This is a genomic window from Glutamicibacter arilaitensis Re117, from assembly GCF_000197735.1.
Taxonomy (GTDB): Bacteria; Actinomycetota; Actinomycetes; order Actinomycetales; family Micrococcaceae; genus Glutamicibacter; species Glutamicibacter arilaitensis.
The window spans coordinates 2,443,997-2,459,984 of the sequence record NC_014550.1; the positions used below are offsets into that span (position 1 = coordinate 2,443,997).

Annotated in this window: 14 protein-coding genes; 7 read left to right on the plus strand and 7 right to left on the minus strand. The window is 62.2% G+C overall.

What is annotated here, in order from left to right; genetic code table 11:
* Positions 1 to 47: 47 nt before the first annotated feature.
* From AARI_RS11645 to hemE, 6 genes are all read right to left on the minus strand, one after another.
* Complete coding sequence (locus AARI_RS11645) at positions 48 to 839, minus strand: uroporphyrinogen-III synthase (RefSeq protein WP_013349488.1); 792 nt, start codon at positions 837 to 839, stop codon at positions 48 to 50.
* 9 nt (positions 840 to 848) lie between these two features.
* Positions 849 to 1,823, minus strand: a complete 975-nt coding sequence (gene hemC, locus AARI_RS11650) for a hydroxymethylbilane synthase (protein WP_013349489.1) — start codon at positions 1,821 to 1,823, stop codon at positions 849 to 851.
* On the minus strand, positions 1,820 to 3,025 hold the full coding sequence (locus AARI_RS11655) for a ferrochelatase (protein ID WP_013349490.1): 1,206 nt from the start codon (positions 3,023 to 3,025) through the stop codon (positions 1,820 to 1,822). Before AARI_RS11655 ends, hemC begins: the two co-directional genes overlap by 4 nt.
* On the minus strand, positions 3,022 to 3,708 hold the full coding sequence (gene hemQ, locus AARI_RS11660; protein ID WP_049862738.1) for a hydrogen peroxide-dependent heme synthase: 687 nt from the start codon (positions 3,706 to 3,708) through the stop codon (positions 3,022 to 3,024). The genes AARI_RS11655 and hemQ overlap by 4 nt, the downstream gene beginning before the upstream one ends.
* Before the next feature lie 92 nt (positions 3,709 to 3,800).
* On the minus strand, positions 3,801 to 5,393 hold the full coding sequence (gene hemG / locus AARI_RS11665; protein WP_013349492.1) for a protoporphyrinogen oxidase: 1,593 nt from the start codon (positions 5,391 to 5,393) through the stop codon (positions 3,801 to 3,803).
* A 106-nt stretch (positions 5,394 to 5,499) separates the two neighbouring features.
* The gene (gene hemE / locus AARI_RS11670) at positions 5,500 to 6,555 is read right to left on the minus strand and encodes a uroporphyrinogen decarboxylase (RefSeq protein ID WP_013349493.1); all 1,056 of its coding nucleotides are present in this window, start codon (positions 6,553 to 6,555) and stop codon (positions 5,500 to 5,502) included.
* Positions 6,556 to 6,703: 148 nt separating this feature from the next.
* Between hemE and AARI_RS11675 the strand changes: the two genes are divergently transcribed.
* The 6 genes from AARI_RS11675 to AARI_RS11700 all read left to right on the plus strand — a co-directional run bounded on the left by AARI_RS11675 (position 6,704) and on the right by AARI_RS11700 (position 13,498).
* A complete protein-coding gene (locus AARI_RS11675; protein ID WP_013349494.1) occupies positions 6,704 to 8,023 on the plus strand; it encodes a glutamyl-tRNA reductase in 1,320 nt (439 codons plus the stop codon).
* A 138-nt stretch (positions 8,024 to 8,161) separates the two neighbouring features.
* Entirely contained in the window at positions 8,162 to 8,785 is a 624-nt protein-coding gene (locus AARI_RS11680; RefSeq protein ID WP_013349495.1) for a TetR/AcrR family transcriptional regulator, read from the plus strand.
* 64 nt (positions 8,786 to 8,849) lie between these two features.
* A complete protein-coding gene (locus tag AARI_RS11685; RefSeq protein ID WP_013349496.1) occupies positions 8,850 to 9,071 on the plus strand; it encodes a DUF3107 domain-containing protein in 222 nt (73 codons plus the stop codon).
* 122 nt (positions 9,072 to 9,193) lie between these two features.
* A complete protein-coding gene (locus AARI_RS11690) occupies positions 9,194 to 10,639 on the plus strand; it encodes an RNB domain-containing ribonuclease (protein WP_049862634.1) in 1,446 nt (481 codons plus the stop codon).
* Positions 10,640 to 10,903: 264 nt separating this feature from the next.
* Positions 10,904 to 12,520 (plus strand): DEAD/DEAH box helicase, encoded by a 1,617-nt coding sequence (locus AARI_RS11695; protein WP_013349498.1) that lies wholly within the window; start codon positions 10,904 to 10,906, stop codon positions 12,518 to 12,520.
* A gap of 78 nt (positions 12,521 to 12,598) precedes the next feature.
* Complete coding sequence (locus AARI_RS11700; RefSeq protein ID WP_049862740.1) at positions 12,599 to 13,498, plus strand: DNA-methyltransferase; 900 nt, start codon at positions 12,599 to 12,601, stop codon at positions 13,496 to 13,498.
* Here AARI_RS11700 and AARI_RS11705 read toward each other — a convergent pair.
* Positions 13,468 to 14,313, minus strand: coding sequence for a PHP domain-containing protein (locus tag AARI_RS11705; RefSeq protein WP_013349500.1), 846 nt, complete (start codon positions 14,311 to 14,313; stop codon positions 13,468 to 13,470). The two genes, AARI_RS11700 and AARI_RS11705, sit on opposite strands and share 31 nt — an antisense overlap.
* A 65-nt stretch (positions 14,314 to 14,378) precedes the next feature.
* Between AARI_RS11705 and AARI_RS11710 the strand changes: the two genes are divergently transcribed.
* Entirely contained in the window at positions 14,379 to 15,926 is a 1,548-nt protein-coding gene (locus tag AARI_RS11710; RefSeq protein WP_013349501.1) for an aminopeptidase P family protein, read from the plus strand.
* The last annotated feature ends 62 nt before the right edge of the window (positions 15,927 to 15,988 follow it).

Genomic DNA, 15,988 nt, shown 5'->3' on the forward strand with positions numbered 1-15,988 from the left:
AGTTCTCATAACTTCTTATTTCGTTGTGCACACTTCCGGTCCGGGAATTACCGGTACCGGAGCAAATCTTGGGCCGCACGGGCCAGGCCCTGCGGGGTGGGAGCAGAGGCCACCGCATGCACCGGCAGCCCGGCACGCTCCATGGCCCGGGCCGTCGGACGGCCAATCGCGATGGTCTGCAGTTTCTCGGGCAGCTGCGTACCTGCCAGCTGCACGAAACGTCGGACTACGCTGGGAGCCGAGAAGACCACTAGATCCTGTTCTTCCAGTCTGTCACCGATGCGGTTCGCCGGTAAGACATTGAGTCCGGGTACCGCTTCCGGCTCTGACACGGGGGTGCCATCGGCCGGAGCATCCACGGTTTCATAGACAATGAATTCATTGACCTGCACCGGGTATTTGCCCAGCCCGTCGGCCAGCGTGGAGCTGGCCAGATCGCCGTGCGGATAGCAGATCCTGGCGCCCGGCTCAGGGACCCAGGCCGCAAGCATGCCGGCAGCCGATTGCTCTTCAGCTTCGAAGTCCACGCTGCGGCCCAAGTACCTTTCGATGGCTTCGGTGGTTTTCTCTCCGACCGAGGCCAGGCGAAGCGGCTCGGGCAACGGCTGGCCATCCAAGACCTGCTGCACTACCTTGACGGTATTCACCGAGGTGAAGACCAGCCAGGAGTAGGCTCCGGCCACCAGCTCGCTGGCCATGCGCTGCAGCGAACTGCGATCGGCAGGCCAAACGGTTTCGATCAGCTGGGCGCACCACGAGGTGATGCCCAGCTGATCGAATTCCTGCACGGTGGCCGCGGCACGTGCCGGGTTGCGCAGGATCAGTGCTTGATAAGCCATGGCCCTGAGCTATGCCAGCCCGGCGACTACGGCAGCGCCATCGGCGATCATCGACTGCGCCAGCGAACGGCCCAGCTGCTGTGCAGCATCGGTGGTGCTGCAGGCGATCCGTGCGCTGCGGCGCATGGTTTCCGAGCCATCAGGGTTGCAGGCCACCGCTTCAAGAACCAGGTCATCGCCGTCGATATGGGCCAAGGCACCAATCGGGGCGGCGCACCCTGCTTCCAGCGTGGACAGCAGCGCGCGTTCGGCCTCTACCTGCATGCGGGTGTGGGCATCATCGAATTGGGACAGCGCCGCATCCAGGGCCTGGTGCCCCGAACCTGCACTGCGGGTTTCCAAAGCCAAAGCGCCCTGGCCCGGTGCAGGCAGCATGATCGAAGGATCCAGGTACTCGGTGATGTGATCTTCCAAGCCCAGCCGGCGCATGCCGGCAGCTGCCAGGATCACCGCATCCAGGTCGCCCTGGGTGGAGCGTCCCACGCTGCCATCATCCAAGGTCTTCCCTACGCCCTTGACGCGGCCCAAGCGGGTTGGGACGTTGCCGCGGATATCAACAATCTCGAAGTCGCTGCGGTAGGCCAGCAGCTGGGCTGCACGACGCGGCGAGCCGGTACCGATCTTGGCACCGTGCGGCAGCTGGTCCAGTCCCAGCGAGTCACGCGAGCACAGCGCATCGCGCACGTCTTCACGCGCGGGAATCGCGGCCAGCACCAGGCCTTCAGGCTGCGCGGTCGGCAGGTCCTTGAGCGAGTGCACGGCCAGGTCGCAGCCGGCATCCAGCAGGTGCTGGCGCAGGGCGGCGGCGAAGACGCCGGTGCCGCCCAGGGTGGCCAGCGAACCGGTCACCACATCGCCTTCGGTCTTGACCAGAACAGTTTCCACGTCCAGCCCGGAAATCCCGGCCAGTTTTTGCGCGGCCCATCCGGTCTGGGTCGTGGCCAGCGCGCTGCCACGGGTTCCTACACGAAATGATTCGCTCATGATTGGGGTACACCAACTTCTGAATCTACTGCGCCGATCGTCGGGCGCAACGTTCCGTCCAGGGCACGCTTCTCGCAGCAGCCCGGACGGCAGACATCAAACCATGGACCGCCGGCAACCACCGAGGTGCGGCCCTCGCGCAGCGACTTGCCATCGGGGCCGGCCAGGCGTTCTTCAACCAGGTCCACCAGGCCGGTAATGAACGCCTGGTGGGTGCCCGGGGTGGCGACACGGTCAAAGGCCAGGCCCAGCTCGGCGCAGCTGTCCCTGGCTTCGGTGTCCAGATCCCACATCACTTCCATGTGGTCGGAGATGAAGCCGATGGGCACCACCACTACCCCGGCGATCCCTGCGGCGGCGTCTTCTTCCAGCGCATCGTTGATGTCCGGTTCCAGCCATGGCACATGCGGTGCCCCGGAACGCGATTGGTACACCAGCGAATGCTCCAGCCCCTGGGCTTCTTCAACCTGGGAGAGGATGTAGTCAGCTACGGCCTGGTGCTGGGTGGTGTACAGGTTCTCGTACCCGTCGGCGCGGATGCCTTCGGGCCCGGCGGCCTGGGCATCGGCCATCGGGATGGAGTGGGTGACGAAGACGATCTTGATCTGGCCATCTTCCTTCCCTGCTTCAGCCAGCTGAGCACGGACGTTGGCTAGCGAGGTACGCAGCGAGTGGACGAAAGGCGTCACGAAAGCCGGGGTATCGAAGAACTGGCGCAGCTTGTCGATTTCCACCACGCCGTCCAAACCGGTTTCCAGCAGGCCCATGCCAGCATCTTCACGGTACTGGCGGCATGCCGAGTAGCCGGAGTACGCGCCGGTGCCCATCAGCAGCACCTTGCGATGCCCATCGGCGGCCAGTTCCTTGAGCGTGTCATTCACGAACGGGTGCCAGTTGCGGTTGCCCCAGTAGATCGGCAGGTCAATGCCGCGATCAGCAAGTTCGGCTTCCAGCGCGGCCTTCAGCGCGCGGTTCTGCGCGTTGATCGGCGAGACACCGCCATTCTTGCGGTAGTGCACCGCGACTTCTTCCAGACGCTCGTCCGGGATACCGCGGCCTTCGGTGACCTTGCGCAGGAACGGGATGACATCATCCTGGCCCTCGGGTCCGCCGAAGGACGCCAGCAAGATGGCGTCGTACGCTTTGGGGATCATGCGGCCTTGGCCGTCATATCCCTGGCGGGGGTCGAAGGCCTGGCTCACTTCAGGACCTCTAGTACCTGCGCGGCCGAGATGCGGCGGCCGGTGTAGAACGGAGTCTCCTCACGCACATGGTGGCGGGCTTCGGTGTAGCGCAGGTGGCGCATCATGTCGACCAAATCGATCATGTCATCGGCTTCCAGACAGATCTGCCATTCGAAGTCGCTGAAGGAGAAAGCGGCTACGGTGTTGGCCAGTACGTTAGGGAATTCGCGGCCCAGGATGCCGTGGTCGCGCAGCATCTTGCCGCGCTCTGCTGGATCCATGGTGTACCACTCGGTGGAGCGCACGAACGGGTAGACGGTCATCCATTCCTTGGCATCCACGCCTCGGGCGAATGCCGGCGAGTGGTCCTTGGCGAATTCTGCTTCGCGGTGCACGGCCATGGTGGAGTACACGATTTCGGTACCCTCCAGCAGTGCGGAGCGGCGGATCTTGCGCATCGAGGCCTGCAGCAGCTCAGCGGCTGGACCGTGGACCCAGATCATCACGTCTGCGTCTTCGCGCATGGCCGAGACGTCGTAGATGCCGCGCACGATGGCGCCTTCGGCAGCCAGCTGCTCGATCAGGGCATCGAATTCAGCGGCAGCGGCCTCGGAACGCTCAACGATTTGCGAACGCTTGAAAATGGTCCACAGGGTGTAGAAGAACGTCGGGTTTTCTCCTGCATTCTCACGTTCGCGAATGACTGGGGAATTATGCTCCGGTGCGGTGCTCACTTGGTATTCTCCTTGATCTGGTTTTGGACAGCTGTCCAGGTTAGTTAGCTTGGGGGTGCTTAGCGGGCGCTGATTGCCACGGCGCTGCGGGCTTGGGCGATCACTCGCGCCAGCCCGGTGCCGGCAATCCATGCGCCAACTACATCGAGCCCTTCGAAGTCCGACAGGTTGTGCTGCAGTGCGGTGCGGCGCGCCGTTGCGGCCTCCCCCTGCAGCGGAACCATGTCGCTGAAGCGTGAAACGGTGCTTCCCAAGACATCATCACGATGCAATTGAACACCGAGAATCTTTGAAGCATCTTTGATTGCCTGGTCGATGAGTGCGGAGTCATCCCCGGATTCGACCAGGTTCTCGTGTTCGCCGATCCGTCCAAAGGACAGGCGGATGACATGCGTGCCTGGGCCGGACTCGTCAGCCAGCCAAGGCCACTTGGCGGTCGAATGGGTCAGCGCCTTCGCGGCCAGCGGGGCTTGCTTGGAAACCAGCACCCCTGAACCGCGCGGGGCATCATCAAGTTCCGGCTTGTCGATTACCAGAATCGCCAAGGCAATGGCGTTGGCGTCACCATCGGAGTCAAGTTGCTGTTCTGCGGCGAACAGGGGGTTGAGCAATTCAAGGGCAGGCTGCGCGGGAACCGCGAGCACTACCCGATCTGCGTGCAATTCCTGGCCCAGGGTTCGCACGGCGTACGGTGCAGCCGCTTGCGGATCATGGCTCAAGGCGGTGGCAGCGCAATTGCGCACCAGCGCGACTCCAGCTTCTTCCAGTTGGGCCACCAGGGCCTGGACCATGGTGTGCATGCCGCCGTTGAGCCCGGCGACCCGGGAGCCTGCGGGGGCCGAAGCCTGCAGCTTGGACACCGCACGAGCCAGCGAACCGGTCTCCTGCATGGCCTGGCGCAGTCCCGGCGCGGCGGCGTCAATGGAGATCTTGGCTGGGTCGGTGGAGTACACGCCGTTGACCACTGGAGCGACCAGCTGGTCCAGCACCGCTTGGCCCATGCGTGCACGGACCACTTCAGCGATGGACAACTTTTCGGTAGCCCATTTCTTGCTCATCGGGGTGATCAGGTCTGCCGCGGCGCGCACGGTGGCTGGACGGCCGATGATCGCGCGCACTTCATCGGTGCGCACGTTACCCGGGATGCCCAGCATCGCGGTGGCCGGCATCGGATGGGCCAGGATCTCTTGGTCCTCGCCCTGGATGAGCCAAGCAGGCTGCCCGGAGGTGGCGGCGATCTGCTCGCCGAGATCCAGCTCGTCGAGGTAGGAGGCGACGACTCCCCCGCGCACGGCGAAGGATTCGGCGCCGGCGTCAATTCTCAGTCCCGCAACTTCGGTGGAGCGTACGCATCCGCCGAAGTTACCGGTGGCTTCCAGCACGGTGACTTCGTGGCCGGTCTGGCGCAGTTCGCGGGCGGCAACCAGTCCGGCGATGCCGCCGCCGATCACCACTGCATGCGGTGCCGCGTTCTGCTGGCCATCACCATCCGTGTCGGTCTTAGCTAGGCGTGCTTCGCTGGCGTGGCGCACCTTTTCCAACAGGCGCAAGGCGTGCGCTGCGGCCTCATTGGCAATATCGCGTCGCGGTTTGGCCGCATCAGTGGTTTCGGATGAATCCCCTGCACGCAGGTTGCGCTGTTCCTTGCTCACGTACCTAGCACCCTTCTACCTTCAGAATTTGACCGGGCCCTGTCCTGCACTTTGTCCTCGACGGACAGTTGGACAAGGACCCTGAACCTAGCTTAGACCTGTTGAATTACAGCGAGTGGATGAGCTCCACCACACGGGTCAACACGGTTGGATCGGTGGTCGGAGGAACACCGTGGCCCAGGTTCACCACGTGGCCGCGAGCGTTCTTGCCCGCTGCCACCACTTCACGCACATGCGCTTCGAGAACTTCCCAAGGGGCGGCCAGCAAAGCCGGGTCGATATTGCCCTGGACCGATACGTCCTGGCCCAGGCGTTCGATGGCCGTTTCCAGCGGGATGCGGTAGTCCACGCCCACGGTATCGACCCCTGCATCGCGCATCGCGGTGAGCAGCTCGCCGGTTCCGGTGCCGAAGTGGATCAAAGGCACACCCAGATCGCGCACGTCGTCCAAGGACTTCACCGAGTAAGGAGCAACGAACTTCTGGTAGTCCGGCAGCGACAGCGAGCCGGCCCAGGAGTCGAAGAGCTGCGAGGCCGAAGCTCCTGCCTCGACCTGGGCGCGCAAGAACTTGCCCGAGGCATTCGCGGCCCAGCTCATCAATCCGTCCCAGACTTCCGGGTCGGTGTGCATCATGGTGCGCGGGCCCAGGTGGTCGCGGCTTGGCTTGCCCTCGACCATGTAGGCGGCCACGGTGAATGGCGCTCCGGCAAAACCGATCAGCGGGGTGCTGCCCAGTTCGGCAACGGTCAGGCGCACTGCTTCGCGGATTGGTTCCAGCGCTTCGTCGGTGAGCTCTGGAAGGGCGGCGACCTGTTCGGCGGTGCGGATCGGGGTATCGAGTACCGGGCCAACACCTGGCACGATGTCTACGCCGATACCGGCCAGTCGCAGCGGGATGACGATATCGGAGAAGAAGATTCCGGCGTCCACCTTGTGGCGGCGCACCGGCTGCAAGGTGATCTCGCTGGCCATGGCAGGGTCCAGGCAGGAGTCGAGCATGCTCACCCCTTCGCGCAGCTTCAGGTATTCAGGCAGCGAACGGCCGGCCTGGCGCATGAACCACACCGGGTGATGCGACGGCTTCTTGCCGGTCAGAGCTTGGATCAGAGCGGAATCTTGGGTACGGCCATCAATCATCGGATGGTTCTGCGACAGGGTCATGCCCCAATTCTGCCAAGTCTTCAGATTAAAAGCCCATTAAGTGCGTTCGCCCGCAGGGGAAGGTGAGCAAACTAACCCCTTGGAACCATGCGAATTTAGGCACGCCTGCATTGTCTGGCAGTTTTTTCCGGCCTATTCTAGGGTCACTGTGGTTTTCTTATCTCTTGTCGCATCGCATTCGCAGCTCGATCTGGAGACCGTCGCACAAATCAGTGCCTCGGCCGACGGGCTGGCAGCTGCCTCCGTGAACGGTTCGGCGGCTATCAATGGTGCCGTCGTGCTGGCCACCTGCAACCGCTTCGAGGTCTACGCTGACGTAGATCATGTCGAAGACGCTGCAGAACATCTGGTCAGCGAGCTGGCATCCAGCACCGACCTCTCCCCTGACTTCCTGGCCCGCCGCCTGACCACCTTGGAAGGCGATCCGGTTATCGAGCATCTCTTCTCGGTCGGTGCCGGACTGGACTCAGCTGTTGTCGGCGAACGCGAGATCGCCGGACAGGTCCGCCGTGCATTGACTCAGGCACAGCAGGAGAAGACCACCACCAGCAATCTCACCCGCCTGTTCCAGAACGCCACCCGTGCAGCCAAGGACGTCGGCTCGAACACCGATCTGGGTACCCAGGGCAAGTCCGTCGTGTCTGTGGCCTTGGATCTGGCTGAAGAGCTCATGGACGGGGACCGCGCCTGGGCTGAACAGGATGTCGTGCTCTTCGGCACCGGTTCCTACGCCGGCGCCACCATGGCCCTGCTCAAGGAACGCGGCGTTGCCCGCATTTCGGTGTACTCCAGCTCCGGACGTGCCGCAGATTTCACCGCCAAGCGCGGCGGCTTCCCACTAACCGATGAACTGCTGCCGCAAGCATTGCGTGAAGCGGACATCATCGTCGGCTGCTCCGGCGGCGGGCACCAGCTTTCGCGTGCTGAACTTGAATCGCTGCGCGTGAAGAACCATCCGCTGGTCGCCATCGACATGGCATTGACCCACGATTTCGATCCAACCTTGGCCCAGCTGCCGCAGGTCGAGCTGATCACGTTGGAATCGGTGCGCATGGCCGCTCCGACCGAACAGGCCATGGCCGTGCATGCGGCCAGCCGCATCGTGAAGAACGCGACTGCGGAGTTTGCCGCAGCCCAGCGTGAACGCGAAGCGGACTTCGCAATTGTCGCACTGCGCCAGCACACCAAGGCGGTTTTGGATGCCGAGATCGCCAAGGTCCGTGCCCAGCACGGCTGCAGCGCCGCGGCAGAAGAAGTTGAGCTTGCCATGCGCCGCATGGTGCGCCAGCTGCTGCACGTGCCTACGGTCCGCGCCCGCGAATTGGCAGGCGAAGGCCGCACCAGCGAATACGTCTCGGCTTTGGAAACCCTCTACGGCCTTGAGCTCGCCCAGCCCGAGCCTGCAATGCCGCAGCCGGCACAACCCGAAGCCAGCTGCCCGGCAGTCCCAGAAACCAAAACCGCGTAGGAAATCTACTTTTCCGCCTGTATATTTCCACTTTCCGGATAGAAGCATGCAATACTACTTCCAAGTAGGTCACCTCTCAAGAATTCCCGCAATGACTTGGGAGCTGAGCGCTCTGCAGCTGGAAAGGCCCCACTGGACATGACGGAACTCGAAAATAGCAAAGGCACTCGCCCGCAACGGATGCCCCGTGAAGCGCGACGCCGCCAGCTGCTTCAAGCAGCGCACCAGGTTTTCGTTGCCCATGGCTACCATGGCGCCTCCATGGATGAAATCGCCGAAGTCGCCTTGGTTTCCAAGCCAGTGCTCTACCAGCACTTCCCCGGCAAGCGCGAACTCTATCTAGCCTTGCTGGATTCGCACCTTGCCGACTTCAGCCGGCAGCTGGATGAAGCCATCCGCTCCACCGAAGATAACCGCGAGCGCGTCTTCGCCACCATCAACACGTACTACAGCTACATCAAGGGCGAATCCCAGGCCTACCGCCTGATCTTCGAATCCGATGTGCTCTCCGACCCGCTCATCGCCCATCGCATTGAACAGTTCAACAGCTCACTGGCCTCATCCATCGCCCGGGTCGTTGTTGAAGATACCGATATGAGCGAAGACGAAGGCCTGCTCATTGGCCGCGGACTCGCCGGACTGTCCCAGATTTCGGCACGCTATTGGGCTACCAGCGATTCCGCGGTGGACCAGAACTCGGCTGTCGAACTGATCTCCCGTTTAGCTTGGCGCGGAATTTCACAGTTCCCGAAAGAAAACTAGATAAATTAGTCATCAGAGGACCCATTCGGGACACCTATTTCGTTCGAGAGGATCTGCGAGAATCATGGAAATCCGCATTGGCATTCAGAATGTCGCCCGCGAAGTTGTACTTGACTCCGAGCTGAGCAACGCAGAAGTCAACGAACTGGTCTCAAAGGCTATCGCCGACGGCTCAGTTCTGGCACTGAAGGATTTGAAGGGTCGCGAAGTCCTGGTACCTTCAGCTGGCATCGCCTACGTTGAGGTTGGCCCAGAAGAAGTTCGCCGCGTCGGCTTCGCACAGTAGCGCTTGTTGACTGCCAAAGCATCGCCTTGGCAGTGAATGGCCGGTTTCGCTTCAAAGCGAAACCGGCCATCTCTTTGCATCAAATAGTGATTTGCTTCACCTAGTCGTGATATTCCTAAAGGGTGACTGAACGACGAATCCACAGCCCCCGCCCCGTGCCCGCCAGCTCGTTGGCCCAGCTCCTGCTGGGCCTGGAAACCGAGTTCGAGGTACCGGACCCCTTCGATGAGCCAACCCTGCAGGCCGCAGAACAGGCGGTAGCCGTACTCCAGCTTCCTGAAGAAGACGCCACGCAGATCCCGTTCTTCACCATTGATCCGGTGGGCGCCACCGATCTGGACCAGGCGATGTTCCTGGAGCGCAACGACCAGGGCTACACCGTGCACTACGCGATTGCGGACGTGCCGGCCTTCGTTGCACTGGACAGCCAGCTGGACCAGGTCGCCCGCCAACGCGGCCAGACCTACTACCTGCCGCATCGCAAGATCACCTTGCACCCGCCGTTGATCTCCGAAGATCAAGGTTCGCTGCTGCCTGACCAGACCCGTCCGGCCTTCCACTGGAAAATTTCCTTGGACGCCGATGGAGCACTGGGCGAGGTAGAGCTCAAACGCGTACGCATTCGTTCGCGCGCCCAACTGGACTACGCTTCGGCCCAAGCCCGGCTCGATTCAGGGGAACCGGACGAGCAATTGGAATTGCTCGCCGAAATCGGTGCGGCCCGGCTCAACCAAGAGCAGCTGCGCGGAGGGGCTTCGCTGAATCTCCCGGACCAGGAAATCGAGGAAGACGGCGAAGGCTACAAGCTGGTCAGCCGCGCCCCCTTGCCGCTGGAAGAGCATAACGCGCAGATCTCCCTGGTAACCGGAATCGCCGCCGCGCGCATCATGTTCAAGGCCGGGGTAGGCATCCTGCGCACCATGCCGGCCCCGGATGAAGAAGACAAGCAGGAATTCCGCACCCAGACACAGCTGCTGGGCAAGCCTTGGGATTCGTCCATCAGCTACGGGCAGTACCTGCACACCTTGGATGTCAGCGACCCCAAGCAACTGGTGATCATGCATCGCGCCGCAGCACTATTCCGCGGCGCGGACTACCAGGTCATTGCCGGGCAGCCAGAAGAAGAACTGATACAGGCCGCGCTGGCCGCGCCCTACGCGCACACCACGGCCCCGCTGCGCCGGCTGGTAGACCGCTTCGTGCTGCTCACCTGCTACTTGCTGTCCACCGGGCAGCCGATCCCAGATCAGCTCACCGCGGCACTCGATGAGCTGCCGGGGCTGATGCGCACCAGCTCGATCGCCGCGAACAGGGTTAATAATGCGGCCGTTGACCTGCTCGAAGCCTACGTACTCAAGTCCCGCATCGGGGAAGAATTCGAGGCTATCGTGCTCAAGGACGCGGTGGCCAAGGACGATGGAAGCCTGCGTCCCGGAACCTTGCAATTAGTGCAGGATCCGGTCACCGGCCAGTTCACCGGCAGCGCGAAGCCAGGAACCCTGGTGCGGGTGAAACTGGTCCAGGCCGATCCCAAAACGCGTAAGATCGGCTTCGAAATCGTGGCCTAGGACTCGCAAACCCTGGTTTTGCGGCAAAACCAGTTATGCTTGGCCTATTAGTAAATAGGATGCCCGATCGCAATGGGCTGATAGATGAAACAGTTTTGTGGTGACTTCCCAGCGGTCACCATCCCGCAGGTGCTTGACGAAGGCATCTAATGTGAACGAAGCGATCGGCTCCGCTGGACTCGCGCAGTACCCAGAAGCTCGCGGCTTATGACAAGCCAAGAAGGAGCAGGGGCTGCGCCCACATGAAACGAGAATAAAGACATCGTGACTGACACGACTCTTTCGGCACAGGCTGCCGAACCACTAGACAACGAATCAGTTGAAGCAGAGCCAGCCAAGCAGAGCTTTGCCGATCTGAAAGTACGCGAAGACATTGTTGCTTCGCTTTCGGAAGCCGGTATCGAGTACCCCTTCCCCATCCAGGCCCTGACCCTTCCGGTCGCACTGGGTGGCAATGACATCATCGGACAGGCCAAGACCGGTACCGGCAAGACCTTGGGCTTCGGCATTCCTGCGCTGCAGCGCGTGGTTCGCGAAGGCGACAAGGGCTACGAAGATCTTGAATTCCCCGGTGCCCCGCAGGCGCTGATCGTGGCTCCAACCCGCGAGCTGGCTATCCAGGTCGGTGCCGATCTGGCCCAGGCTTCGAAGCACTCGAACATCTCGATCACCACCATCTACGGCGGCCGCCCGTATGAAGAGCAGATCAACGCCCTGAAGGCCGGCACCGACGTCATCGTTGGCACCCCAGGACGCCTGATCGACCTGAACCGCCAGCGCGTGCTGAACCTCAAGCAGGTCAAGACCGTGGTCCTGGATGAGGCCGACGAAATGCTGGATCTGGGCTTCCTTCCCGACGTCGAGCGCATCCTGGCCGCCCTGCCGCCAGTACGCCAGGCGATGCTGTTCTCGGCAACCATGCCCGGCGCCGTGATCACCATGGCCCGCCGCTATATGACCCGTCCAACCCATATCCGTGCCCAGGATCCGGGCGATGATGATTCGCTGACCAAGCGCAACATCCGCCAGCTGATCTACCGTGCGCACAACATGGACAAAGATGAGATGGTTGCCCGTCTGCTGCAGGCCGAAGGCCGCGGCAAGACCATCATCTTCACCCAGACCAAGCGTTCGGCTGCCCGCTTGTCCGATGAGCTGATCGACCGCGGCTTCAACGCCGGTTCGCTGCACGGCGACTTGGGCCAGGGCGCCCGCGAGCAGGCCTTGAAGGCCTTCCGCTCGGGCAAGGTTGAAATCCTGGTCGCCACCGACGTTGCCGCCCGCGGCATCGACGTGGACGACGTCACCCACGTGGTCAACCTGCAGTGCCCGGATGACGAGAACACGTACTTGCACCGCGTAGGCCGCACCGGCCGTGCCGGCAACACCGGCACCGCGGTCACCTTCGTGGACTGGGATTCGGTGCCACGCTGGTCGCTGATCAACAAGGCGCTGGGCCTGAACGTTCCCGAGCCAGTGGAAACCTACTCCTCCTCGCCGCACTTCTTCGCTGATCTGGAGATCCCGAAGGGCACCAAGGGACGCTTGCAGCGTGCCAAGAAGAGTGCACCGGCTGAGGGCGACGGTTCGCCGCGCCGCGATGAATCGGCACGCACCCCGCGCCGCCGCAGCAGCTCGCGCACCCGTACCCGCACCGTGAACGGCGAGCAGAAGCATAGCTCCCAGGGCGGCGCAGCTGAGCAGGACGGCGCACGCCACGGCCACTCCAAGGGCAAGCAGGACCGCCCGGCCCGTGAAAATGAGCGTCATCGCGAAACTCACGTTTCCGGCGAGGAACAGCAGGCTGAAAGCGGCGCCACCGCACGTCGCCGCCGCCCGCGCCGCCGCACCCGCAGCACCGAAGACGGCGGCCAGGACTAAGTAGCAGTCCGCCTCGTCCGTCAACTTTTCCGAAAGGAACTCACACCAGCGGTGCTCGCTCTACCCGAAGAACCAGCTTTGCCCCAGGCCCGAACGCAGGACGCTGAGCCGTCCGGCGTTCAGGCCGCGGGCAATACCGTGTATCACGGTGATAACCTCTCCATCCTCGGCTCCTTGCCAGATCAAAGCTTCACCCTGATCTATGTGGATCCGCCGTTCAACACCGGACGCAAGCAAACCCGTGCCCAGCGCACCATGGTTCGCGCTGCCGAAGGCGAAGGCGACCGCACTGGTTTCAAGGGACGCGAGTACAACACCGAGCTGGGAATCGCTCGTTCATATCACGATACATTTGATGACTATCTCAGCTTCATCGAGCCGCGGCTGCGCGAAGCCCATCGGTTGCTGGCTGAGGACGGCACCTTGTACGTGCACCTAGATTACCGCGAGGTGCACTACGTGAAGGTGCTGCTCGATCAGATTTTTGGTCGTGATTGCTTCTTGAATGAACTAATCTGGGCCTATGACTACGGGGCTCGGGCCAAGAGCCGCTGGCCGGCCAAGCACGACACTATCTTGGTCTACGTGAAGGATCCCAAGCAGTACCACTTCGACTCGGCCGAGGTGGACCGCGAGCCGTATATGGCTCCCGGTCTGGTTACCCCGGAGAAGCGCGCCTTGGGCAAGCTTCCTACCGATGTCTGGTGGCACACGATCGTTTCGCCGACCGGGAAGGAAAAGACCGGCTACCCGACGCAGAAGCCCGAAGGGGTACTGCGCCGAATCGTGGCTGCTTCTTCGCGTCCCGGCGATCTGGTGCTGGACTTCTTCGCCGGTTCGGGAACGACCGGCGCTGTGGCCGCGAAGTTGGGCCGCCAGTTCGTGCTGATCGACCAGAACCCCGAGGCCATCGAGGTCATGAAGGCCCGGTTGCCCGAAGGCACCAACTACATTGAGGGCGACGTACCAGTCCCCTGATCAATAATTCTTTGCAACATGTCCGGCTCGGTGAGATTCTCACCGAGCCGGTTCAGTTTTCCGGTGCCGTGGTAATCCGAGGAGCCGGTGACAATCAGGTCGTGCTCGGCGGCCAGCTCCAGCAACCAAGTTTTGCCTTCAGCGGTATTGTCCCGGTGGTGCACTTCAACACCTGCCAGTCCCGCATCGATCATGTCGTGGAAGGTGGAGTCCGGAACGACCCGTCCACGCGCTGAGGCCTTGGGGTGGGCGAAGACTGGGACACCACCGGCTTCACGCACCAATTGCACCGCAGTGACCGGATTGACCGCTGGATGCGAGACGTAATAGCGCGAGCGTGAAGAAAGAATATTGGCAAAAGCCTCATTGCGGTTTTCCACTACCCCGGCAGTGACCAGGGCGTCGGCAATATGCGGGCGGCCCACGGTGGAGCCGGGCAGGCAATGCTCCCCCACCAGATCCCAGCTGATCGGGTAGTCCTCGGCAAGCAAATCCACGATGCGCCGGGCGCGGATGATGCGTGAGTTCAGCGCATTATCCAGTTCATCGAGCAGCGGCTGGTAGGACGGGTCGTGCAGATAGCTCAGCAGGTGCACGCTGATCCCGTTGGAGTCCTGGCAGGTGATCTCCATGCCCGGGATGAACCCCAAGCCAAGCTTCGAGGCCGCCTCCGTGGCCTGGGCCCAGCCGGTGGTCTGGTCATGATCTGTCAGCGCCACAACATCCAGGCCGGCAACCGAAGCTGCATGCATCAGCTGGGTGGGAGTTTCAGTTCCGTCGGACACATTGGAGTGGGTGTGCAGGTCAATTCGCATATGCCTAGGTTATCCCCTGCGCTGATTCTTTGCTGGGATACAGCTGTTGGTGACACAATTGGACTATGACCAATCAAGATTCATCTGCACCAAGCACTGATCAGCCGTTGGAAGACCGTGTGAACAACCGTTCCCAGCGTCCAACGTCCAAGGCATTCCAGGAATTCATGGCCACCTCGTGGGCCCCTGATACCTCCGATTTGCCAGCACAAGATGCCGCAGCCGGCTACGCGGTAGCCCGCCGTGCCAAGCTCTCGGAAAACTTCACCGGTGAACGCCTCGTCATTCCGGCCGGACCGCTCAAGGTCCGCTCCAATGACACCGACTACCGTTTCCGCCCGCACTCGGCCTTCGCCCACCTGACCGGCTTGGGTGTCGACCACGAGCCGGATGCGGTTCTGGTGATGGAACCAACCGATGACGGCGCGGGCGAGCACGGTTCCAACCACGTTTCCACCCTGTACTTCGCCCCGATGGCAGGCCGCGACACCACCGATTTCTACCTGAACTCGCGTTCGGGCGAATTCTGGGTGGGCCCGCGCCCAACCCTTTCCTCACTTTCTGCCCGCACCGGCATGCCAACCGATTCGCTGGACCAGCTGGAAATGGCCATCACGAAGAACTCCGGCCCGCAGGCCCTGGGCGGCATCCGCATCCGCCTGGTCCGAGAGGTGGATCTGAACATCGAGGCCCTGGTGGATACCTCGCGCATGAACACCGGCCAGGACCTGGAAGCCAGCGATGCGCTGGATACCGAGCTGTCCGAGTTCGTCTCGGAAATCCGCCTGGTCAAGGACGAGTACGAAATCGCAGAATTGCGCAAGTCCGTGAACGCGACCATCAACGGTTTCGAAGACGTAGTACGCAACCTGGACAAGGCCATGGCCCACGAACGCGGCGAACGCGTCGTTGAAGGCGCCTTCTTTGCCCGTGCCCGACTCGAGGGTAACGAGCTGGGCTACGACACCATCGCGGCCTCGGGCAACAACGCCACCATCTTGCACTGGATCCGCAACACCGGAACCGTCAAGGACGGCGAAGTGCTGCTGCTGGATGCCGGTGTCGAAGCCGAATCGCTGTACACCGCAGACATCACTCGCTCGCTGCCGGTCAACGGCAAGTACACCGAGGTCCAGCGCAAGGTCTACCAGGCCGTGCTGGATGCCGCTGATGCTGCCTTCGCCGCGGCCAAGCCGGGCTTGAAGTTCCGCGATCTGCACCTGATCGCTACCCGTGTGCTGTCCGAGCGCCTGCACGAGTGGGGCATCTTGCCGGTATCGGTGGAAGAAGCCATGGATCCAGAAGGCCAGCATCATCGCCGCTGGATGCCGCACGGCACCAGCCACCACCTGGGCCTTGATGTCCACGACTGCGCACAGGCACGCGCCGAGCTGTACCTGGACGCCGTACTTGAAGAGGGCATGGTCTTCACCATAGAGCCGGGCCTGTACTTCAAGGATGAGGATCTGGCGATTCCTGAGGAGTACCGCGGCCTGGGCGTGCGCATCGAAGATGACATCCTGGTCACCGCTGATGGCGCCGAGAACCTGAGTGCCGCCCTGCCACGCAAGCCTGATGAGGTTGAAGCGTGGATGGCTAAGCTGCGCGGCTAAGGAGTCCTGCAGCGTTAAGCAGTGAAAGGTCTGGTTGAAGTTACCTTGGTAACTTCAACCAG